This is a genomic window from Nostoc sp. UHCC 0251, assembly GCF_034932245.1.
Lineage (GTDB): Bacteria > Cyanobacteriota > Cyanobacteriia > Cyanobacteriales > Nostocaceae > Nostoc.
The window spans coordinates 1-8760 of record NZ_JAYGHD010000148.1 but is presented as its reverse complement, the minus strand read 5'-3'; the positions used below and the strand labels follow the sequence as shown (position 1 = coordinate 8760).

The window sequence follows — 8760 nt, the reverse complement described above, 5'->3', positions numbered from 1 at the left end:
ATTGCAACACATCCTTGGGTAAAGACGCGATGAATCGCGTCTCTACAAATGGTCTGTTTGCCGCATTCTTTTTTGTTATAAAACGGTGCGTTAGCCTTTGGCGTAACACACCCTACGAAAATATCTGAAACATGATTATGAATTATTAATTAGATGCTGCTTTTTCCGCTACATTACGAATTATTTCCTCCAGCGTTTGGAGTAATTCTTGCTCATTATAAGGTTTAGAGAAATAAGCCCGTGCCCCCAATTGCATAGCCAATTGCCGATGTTTATTACTACTACGAGAAGTCAGCATTGCAACTGGAATGTTTTTTGTATCAACATCTGAATTTATCTTGCCTAAAAAGCCATATCCATCAAGACGAGGCATTTCAATATCACAAATTACTGCCTCAACTCTCAATCCACTATGGAGTTTTTCTAAAGCATCTTGACCGTCTTTAGCTTGCTCTACTTGATACCCCCCTTTTTCAAGGGTTAAGGCTAAAAAGCGACGAACATTAATCGAGTCATCTACGATCAAAATTGTGCCTTTCTGCTTAATAGATGCTGCTGATATTTTGTTTTCATCAAATATCAGGAACGGTGTTTTTAACCTTGCTGATGGTAATTGAGTACCTTTGGGAGTCTGCCGATTTGTAGCAATCCAATACAGCAACTCTTTGACATTAACTAGTGGCACTACTCGACCATCAGCGAGAATTGTGCAGTTGCTGAAGCCTTCAGGTAAAGGTATATTTCCCTCGACTTGGCGAATAGCAACTTCTTGTTCACCCCAGCAACGGTCTATTTGGATTGCTACTGGCTGATTATTACCTTTGACTACTAACACGCTGTTAGCATTAATTGCTGCCGGAGTATCTAAATCTGAGGTATCGTAGCGCAGGCAATTAAACTCTAAATAACGAGTCAGGCGAATCAGTGGTAGCATGGTTCCTTGCCAATTTAGAACTTCGCTACCTGCCATTTGGAAAACTCGCTCGTCTTGGAGTAAGGATATTTCTGAAATGACATCTGTGGGAAATGCCAATAGCATTTTGTTAATTTCTACTAGCAGAACTCGCGCTACGGAAAGGGTAAATGGTACTGATAGGGTGAAGGTAGTACCAACTCCGGGTTCCGTATCAACTTTGACATCTCCTCGAATCAGTTTCAGGTTGTTGCGAACCACATCCATACCAACACCGCGCCCAGATAATGCTGTGACTTGCTCGGAGGTGGTAAAACCTGGTTCAAAAATTAGTGATAACAGTTCTTCGTCACTAGCATTAGCGAGTAGAGAAGCATCCAATCCCATAGCTAGGGCGCGGGTGCGAATTTTCTCCAGAGAAATGCCCCAACCATCATCGCGGATAGTAATCAGGGTGCGATTGCTGCGATGAGTAGCTGTAATTTCAATCAATCCTTGTTCTGGTTTACCCAGAAGGCGGCGGGTGCTAGTATCTTCGATACCATGATCGAAAGCATTCCTTAAAAGATGCATTAAAGGTTCGTTTAATGCTTCTAAAATGCTGCGTTCAATTAAAGTGTTACCGCCTTCAACTTTCAACTGCACATTTTTCCCATACTCTACATTTAAATCGCGCAAGGCTCTGGGAAAACGTTCGACTAAATCGGACAGCGGCCGCATTCGGATGTGATTTAGCTTTGTTTGTAACTGTTTAGATGTTTTGTTTAATTTACGAGCAATTTGGTCTGTATCATCTACACTGAGTTGCACATCAGTTGTAACTTCCTGTACCTGAACAATGGTTTCCATAACTTCCTGCGATAGCAGGTTTAAATCGTTATAGCGATCCATTTCTAAGGCATCAAATTCTCTATCTGTGCCTTGTATTTGATAACCATTTTCAGCTTGCACCTGCACCCCAGCAGATATGGCAGATTGAGTGGAAATTTTGTCGTAGGCTGTACGTAATTCTTGGTTTTCTCGGTCGAGAACTTGGACTCGCTGATTCAGGTTACGAACGAGTTTGCGTAATCTATCTAGTTGCGAGTTCAACCCATTTCGCTGAACAATTAGTTCGCCAAACAAATCATTAATTTGCTCTAATTGTTTGCTGGGAACTCGGACGCTATTCTCATGAGTTTCCCGCTCCTTAGCAACGCCATTTGGCTCTGCTTTACCCTCGCCAAATCTGGCATCTGGAGGATTATTTTCTTTAGCAAATATGGGATTGTGCTCGGTGACATTAACAGAATTTACGTCATCGGCAAATTCCGCATCCACAAATGTAAAATTAGCAGCGATACCTGCGTTGGGCTGCACTAACGCTTCATCATTAGTCCAATTCTCTCTAGTATTTTCTGGTTGCCAAACAGATGTTGGCGCTACTTCTGTATCGACGATATTTGTGTCTGCGGGAGGAAGTTGTGGTATTATTTCTGCTGGTAATAATGGCTGCGATCGCGTATAACTACCAAATTCAAGTTCTGTAGGTAAGCTATCTAGTTGATTTGTCAGCACCAAAGCTTGCGATCGCCGCCATGCTTGCAATGCTAACTGGGCAATTTCGGGAATGCGCGAGCTACTAACAGTTTCCAATTGCTGCGTTATTGACTCACAAAGCTTCGTAAAAGCTGCCAACTGGAGCATTTCTCCCAAACCACCCAATTCAGCTGCCATGATCACAACTTCTTCATGCAAACCAGGCTGTTCGCTATCTGCCAATATAGATTCTAGACGTTGCAAACACGCTTCTACTTCCGTTCCAAATAGCAAGGGGATAACGTCTTGTCCATCTTCTGGGGATAGCATGGTTGAGGCATCCTCAGGGGTAGGATCGCCCAAGCGATCGTGCAACTCATCAAAAATTGGGTAACAAAAGGTTGCTAACCACTGATCTTCGACAACATTTCCTTCTGCAAGTAACTCTACAATCTGACGCAGCCAGTCAACTCCAGATAGCAATAAACTTTGCAACTGAGTATCGATTTCTAGAGAATTTTTTTTAGTTTTTAAAACTTTAAAAGAATCTTCCAAACGGTGAGCTAAATCACTTAGCGATCTAAATCCCATCATCCCCGCGCCACCCTTGATAGAATGAGCGGCTCGGAGTGCAGCATTGATTTTATCTAAATCGATGCGGTTAGAAGTATCGATTTCTAGCAATACTGTTTCTAGGGTATTTAAATAATCCGTTGCTTCTTCCAGAAATTGCATCTGGATTTCTAATTCTTTGTCTTGTAACATGGTTTTTGTTAATAGTCATTGTGGGCATTGGGCATTGGACATTGGGCATTAGTTTTAGACAAATGACTAATGACAAATGACAAATGACAAATTTAACTAACTTTAAAAGCCTCGACAGTTTCTTGTAACTGATGGGAAATCTCCACAGTTTGTTGCAGAGATTCGGAAACTTGGCGAGAAGAATCGCTGGTGCGTTGTGATACAGCAGCAATATCTTTCATCAATTGGCTAACACTTTGTGATGTTTCAACCTGAGATGCAGTTGCAGTGGAAATTGACTGCACTAAGAAGTCAATTTGACGCGATACATCCAAAATTTCACTCAGACTTTGTTTAGCCTCCTCTACAATTTGAGTCCCTTCCACCACTTGGGTGGTTCCTATTTCCATCGCCAGCACCACTTCACTGGTTTCTCGTTGGATGTTCTCAACAATTTGTTCAATTTCTTGGGTGGCTGCGGCACTCCTGACTGCTAATTCACCGACTTCTTCAGCGACTACGGCAAAACCTTGACCTTCTTCACCTGCACGTGCGGCTTCAATGCCAGCGTTAATAGCTAGTAAGTTCGTTTGGATGGCGATTTGGTTAATCAAGGACACCACGCGAGAAATTTGTTGCGAAGATTCTCCCAAACGTTTTACTTTCTTAGTAGTTTCACCCACAGTTTCCCGCAAAGACAGGATGTTTTGTACTGTCAAATCCATCGCGTGTCCACTTTTGGTAGCGGTGTGAGCCGCGTGGTTGGCAATGAAAGCAGCTTTTTCAGCGCTTTCAGCTACGGCTTTCATCGATTGGGTCATTTGGTCAACAGCATCGAGGGTGTGGTTGATTTCGGCAGCTTGGCTGAGTGCTTCCTCTGCTAAATGGCGGATGGCTCCTTCGTTAGAGCCAATAGCAGTATTCACGTGGGTAGCAGCTTGTTGAACTTGGGTAACAATATCCCGGAGGCTTTCAACAATGGAGTTGAAAAAGTCGGCAACAGTGCCTATTTCCCCAGCCGTTACGTCTGCACGCACTGTTAAGTCGCCTCTGGCTGCACCTTCTACGTCGTTGAGCAGTTGTAAAAGTTGCTGTTGCAGTGTCTCGTTTTGATGTCGTTCGTCGTCAGAACCGATTACTGGAACATTCCTAGATTGCTCTATATCTTCTAATAACTTGGCTTGTTCTAAGGCGTAGCCAATTTGAGTTGCTATCTGTTGAAACAATTCAATTTCCGGTTGTTGCCAAACACGAGGAGTTTCGCAATTATGGGCAATTAATAAGCATAAAAGCTGTCCTTGGGCAAAAATCGGTACGATCAAATCACTTTTGACAGCAAATTTATCTAAGAGTTGGATGTAACCGTCGGCATTTTTCGAGCTTTGGTCTTGATGAATGTTCGCAACTGCTTGCACCTGTCCATCGTGATTAGTTTCTACATAACGTTCCCGAAAATAAGAATTTTCGATTTTCACTCCGATCATTTCCGGCCAATTACCAGTTACTGATTCAGTAACGACGACGCCATTTTTAGTATTTGAATTCAGGCTATAAATGATTACCCGGTCTGCTTTTAGCGCTTGCTGAACTTCTTTTACTGCTGCGTGATAAATATCTTCAGTTCTGAGAATTTTCCGAATTCTTAGGGTAATATCTGTTAGTAATTTTGCCCCTTCAACGTCCTGTTCCTTAACTAAGACTTGCAATTGTTCGGCCATCTGGTTGATATTTGCACTCAATAGCCCTAATTCGTCTTCTCTTTCAATTTCCAGACGGGTATTGAATTTACCTTGACCTAGTTTTGCTAATGCCGCAGTCGCATTTAAAATTGGCTGTGTAGTAAGTTTAGCTAATCGAGATGCGATCGCACCCACAATCAAGGCTGTTACTGCTGTGCCGATGGCTATAATCCACAACAATTGTCTTTGCGGCTCAAATACAATTGCTGTGTCTGTGGATAAAAGTACTTGCCAGTTTAAATCTGGTAAGCCATCTACCGTACTGGCTGGTACGTAGCTAACTAGTTCTTGTTTCTTGTAAATTTTGGGAACTTCTATAAAGCTATTTACCTTTTTGGCTGCTATCAGTTTAGGTAAAGTAGAATACTCTGCCTTTGCTTCTTTCCCCAATAATCCCTTTTGTGGACTCAAGAAAACTGTTCCTGAAGCATCCAGCAAATGGTATTGTTGTCCATTGGCTACGTAGTTTTTGATGACTTCCTCTAAAGATTTTATGGGCATACGTGCTTGTACCACGCCAATGGTTTGGCCCGTCCTTGTCTCTTTAATGGGTGCAGCTATATAAATACTCACTAAACCAGTATCTTTTACTGTTTCCGGTTTACTGATGATAGGAGTATCTTTTTGTAAAGCGTCTTGAAAGTAGATACGGTCTTTTTGGTTGTCTAGGGGTTCACCTGTGGATTGGACAATCAAGTTACCTTGGCGATCGAAAACAGCAATGCTGTCATAAGCTTTGTAGGCTTCCACAACTCCATCTAGGACTGCTTGCTTTTGCTGAGTGCTGATACTGTTACTAGCTTGGGGGCTTGTCAAAAAAAGCAAACTTGATATTACCTGAATATCACCGTAGCGTCCCAACATGAAACGGTTAACTTTATCACTTAAGCCTGTGGCTTCGGCTTGTTGAGATTGAGTAATTTGCTTAGTAATTGACTTGTTGGCAAAACCAAAAGCGATCGCACCGATGCCCAATACTGGTATTGTACCGATTGCGATCGCTAAAATAGTCGCTTTTTTAACTAATCCCAGCCTTGTAAAAGAGGCAATAGCCTGATTTAAGGAAGAATTATTAGCTGTTTTAGTAGTAGTGTTATTTGGTAGCTTTACTACACTACTAGTGATTTTTTGGGATGAAATCAGCGATGCTCGATTTTGAGCACCGCTACCTTGATTTGCATTAGTTTTATTAAACATAAAAGTAGTTCTCCTAACTATGTGAATAAGAACACTAAAAACCCTTTTTAGCCGTACACCCTAATCACTGCGGAGAATAGAAGACTGTACAATTGCCTGTGCATCTAATACCAGTAATATTTCTTCTTGTTGCACAACGCAGCCACATAAATAAGGAACTAAACTAGATGCTACTTGTCCTATAGGAGAATGAATCTCATCAGCGATAAATTTAGTTGTACCTTTTATTTCTTGCACAACTAAACCCAACACCAATGATTCCACTTGAATAATGATTGCATTGTACTGCCGCAGTCGATAATCTAGAGATTCTAAATTGAGCATTTTTGGCAGATCAACTACCCAACTTATCCGACTCCGCCAATTCATTAATCCTAAAATGCAGGAGGGCATATTGGGCATTGAGGTGATAGATTCAACAGGCACAATAATTGCTTCTTGCGTATGTTTCATCGATAAAACAGCAGCAGTCTGTTGATTTAGCTGAAACTTCAGATAACCATCCGCTAAACTGTTTTGAATTGGTTTTGAAGGAAGTGTAATATTTGTATTAACCATTGATTCAAATTACCACTGATTTAATAGTACGTAGGAGATGTTCGCGGGTGTAAGGTTTAGTTATATAAGCATCTGCACCTTGTCTCATCGCCCACAAACGGTCAATTTCTTGATTTTTTGAACTACAAATTACAATCGGCACTTTTGCAGTAATGGGATTTCTTCTTAGAGAACGACACAATTCAAATCCACTCATTTCTGGCATTACTACATCAGTAACGATCGCATCTGGTTTTTCTAACACAGCTTTTTCTAAAGCTTCTTTTGCACTAGAAGTTTTAATTACGTTGTAACCACTCTCTTTTAGATAATGGCTCATTAATTCCAATTCACTGGGAGAATCTTCTACAATCAGAATTGTGCCAAGTAAAGTCAGGCTCACTATAAATCTCCTAAAAAAATAAATTAAACATATGTTATTATTTTTCTTTGCCTTAGCTTAAATTAACCAAGATGTTTAAAAACCATTTTTAGCAATTCTGATTGTGTAAAGGGCTTAGTCAAATATCCTGATGATCTGACCATCTTAGCCTTTGCCCTGTCGATAAATCCTGTTCTACCAGTCACCATAATGATCGGTGTATTTTTAAAAGCCGAATGCTTCCGTAATAAGGAACATAGCTCATAGCCATCTAAACTCGGCATCTCAACATCGAGCAAAATCAAATCTGGCTTACTCCGAAGAATTTGCATTAAAGCTTTTACCGGATCGTTGATCATCACAACTGAAAATGTGTTCTCATCCAAAAAGTATTTGATAGAATTCAAAACTGTTTGGCTATCATCAATGCAGGCGATCGTATATAGTTTTTTGCCAACAGATGGCTGAGTAATGTTATTCTTATCAGGAAGCTCCAAATTGATTGGTAGCGGCAAATTTTGCCCAAGTTTTATTTGCAGTTGTGGCTGAACTTGAGACGGTTTTGTTGTAGATAAAACTTGGGAACTCGCACCAGCCGGAATTGATGACTTGATATTTTGCCGATTTCTTAACTGTTTTTGACAGTGCTCAACAAGTAACCGCAAATCCAAGCGACAAAACTTTGGTAGTTCATCCAAAGAGCTTTCTGGACTGAATTCATAGCTACCTTCTTTTAAACACAGAAATGATTCCAGCACTTCTTTTGCCAATTCGTCTATCAGGCTTGCTGCTTGTACAGAGGTGATATAGTCCTGATTTACTAACCAACAAATAGCTTGGTAATCTGCATTTGGTATTGATTGATGCTCATTCTTCGTCTCAAACATCAGCCGCATCTGCACGCGAGTGGCGCTGTTGAGAGCAGGAATTTGCTGGCTCAAGCGTCGCAAGTGACTGTCAAGCCGTTCAAACAGTTTATCTGAATAGGAAGCGTAAGTAAGTTTACCTTCCTCTAGATAAATTGACCAAGAAACTATTCCAGTAAATATGTTTAAGCACCCTGTAGCACGCCGACTGGTTAATTGTGCCAACAGAGATAGCGGATGTAGTTTTTGGAACAACCTGTAGCTACCTATAGGAGTTGTGCTCATTTTGCTTTTACTTCAGCTAAATTCGATACGTGTAAGCTAATTTCATCCAGAGTTATTCCACAATTGAAATCAGGTAAAAAATGTTAAACTTTTGTATTTTAAAGTACATCAGTTTATATCTAGTGTTTGTGGTTAAACTCAACGAAAACAGCGTTATTTTCAAATAATCAAATCTCAGTAAATTCGTAAATTATTATTAATTTACTTCCTGTTACTGAGATTTACAGACATTTTTGGGCAATAAGACATAAAAATGTCAAGACTAGATGAAGCCACTTTCCATTGAGTAACCCCAATCTGACCACAGGAATAATACTGATTTTGTAGATAGTAATATATTTGAACTTCTGTATTTACACTTAAGTAAACTCTATTTTTTAAGCATATAGGGTTATATGAAGCCACTTTGCATCGAATAACTTCAACTTGACCTCAGCAATAATACTGATTTATTGATAATACTAGATTAGTGTTTTAATATTCACACTTAAAAACATAGATTAAACAGAATACAAAACTTATCTAATGATTTTGCATAATACCAAAATCCTTGTAGAGACGTAGCACTGCTACGTCTCT

The 8760-nt window shown here is 40.3% G+C and carries 5 protein-coding genes; all 5 read right to left on the bottom strand.

Annotation, left to right across the window (positions count from 1 at the left end; translation table 11 throughout):
- Positions 1-145: 145 nt before the first annotated feature.
- The 5 genes from VB740_RS15725 to VB740_RS15705 all read right to left on the bottom strand — a co-directional run bounded on the left by VB740_RS15725 (position 146) and on the right by VB740_RS15705 (position 8181).
- A complete protein-coding gene (locus VB740_RS15725; RefSeq protein WP_323200908.1) occupies positions 146-3196 on the bottom strand; it encodes a hybrid sensor histidine kinase/response regulator in 3051 nt (1016 codons plus the stop codon).
- A gap of 92 nt (positions 3197-3288) precedes the next feature.
- Entirely contained in the window at positions 3289-6111 is a 2823-nt protein-coding gene (locus VB740_RS15720) for a methyl-accepting chemotaxis protein (RefSeq protein ID WP_323200907.1), read from the bottom strand.
- A 60-nt stretch (positions 6112-6171) separates the two neighbouring features.
- Positions 6172-6669: a chemotaxis protein CheW gene (locus VB740_RS15715; protein ID WP_323200906.1), complete on the bottom strand. Its 498-nt coding sequence runs from the start codon at positions 6667-6669 to the stop codon at positions 6172-6174.
- A gap of 4 nt (positions 6670-6673) precedes the next feature.
- Positions 6674-7051, bottom strand: a complete 378-nt coding sequence (locus VB740_RS15710) for a response regulator (RefSeq protein WP_229462923.1) — start codon at positions 7049-7051, stop codon at positions 6674-6676.
- A gap of 62 nt (positions 7052-7113) precedes the next feature.
- Positions 7114-8181, bottom strand: coding sequence for a response regulator (locus tag VB740_RS15705; protein ID WP_323200905.1), 1068 nt, complete (start codon positions 8179-8181; stop codon positions 7114-7116).
- Positions 8182-8760: the final 579 nt, after the last annotated feature.

Excerpts from the sequence above, each read along its gene's own strand:
- VB740_RS15720 (WP_323200907.1), bottom strand. The coding sequence starts at position 6,111 with ATGTTTAATAAAACTAATGCAAATCAAGGTAGCGGTGCTCAAAATCGA.
- VB740_RS15705 (WP_323200905.1), bottom strand. The coding sequence starts at position 8,181 with ATGAGCACAACTCCTATAGGTAGCTACAGGTTGTTCCAAAAACTACAT.
- VB740_RS15725 (WP_323200908.1), bottom strand. The coding sequence starts at position 3,196 with ATGTTACAAGACAAAGAATTAGAAATCCAGATGCAATTTCTGGAAGAA.
- VB740_RS15715 (WP_323200906.1), bottom strand. The coding sequence starts at position 6,669 with ATGGTTAATACAAATATTACACTTCCTTCAAAACCAATTCAAAACAGT.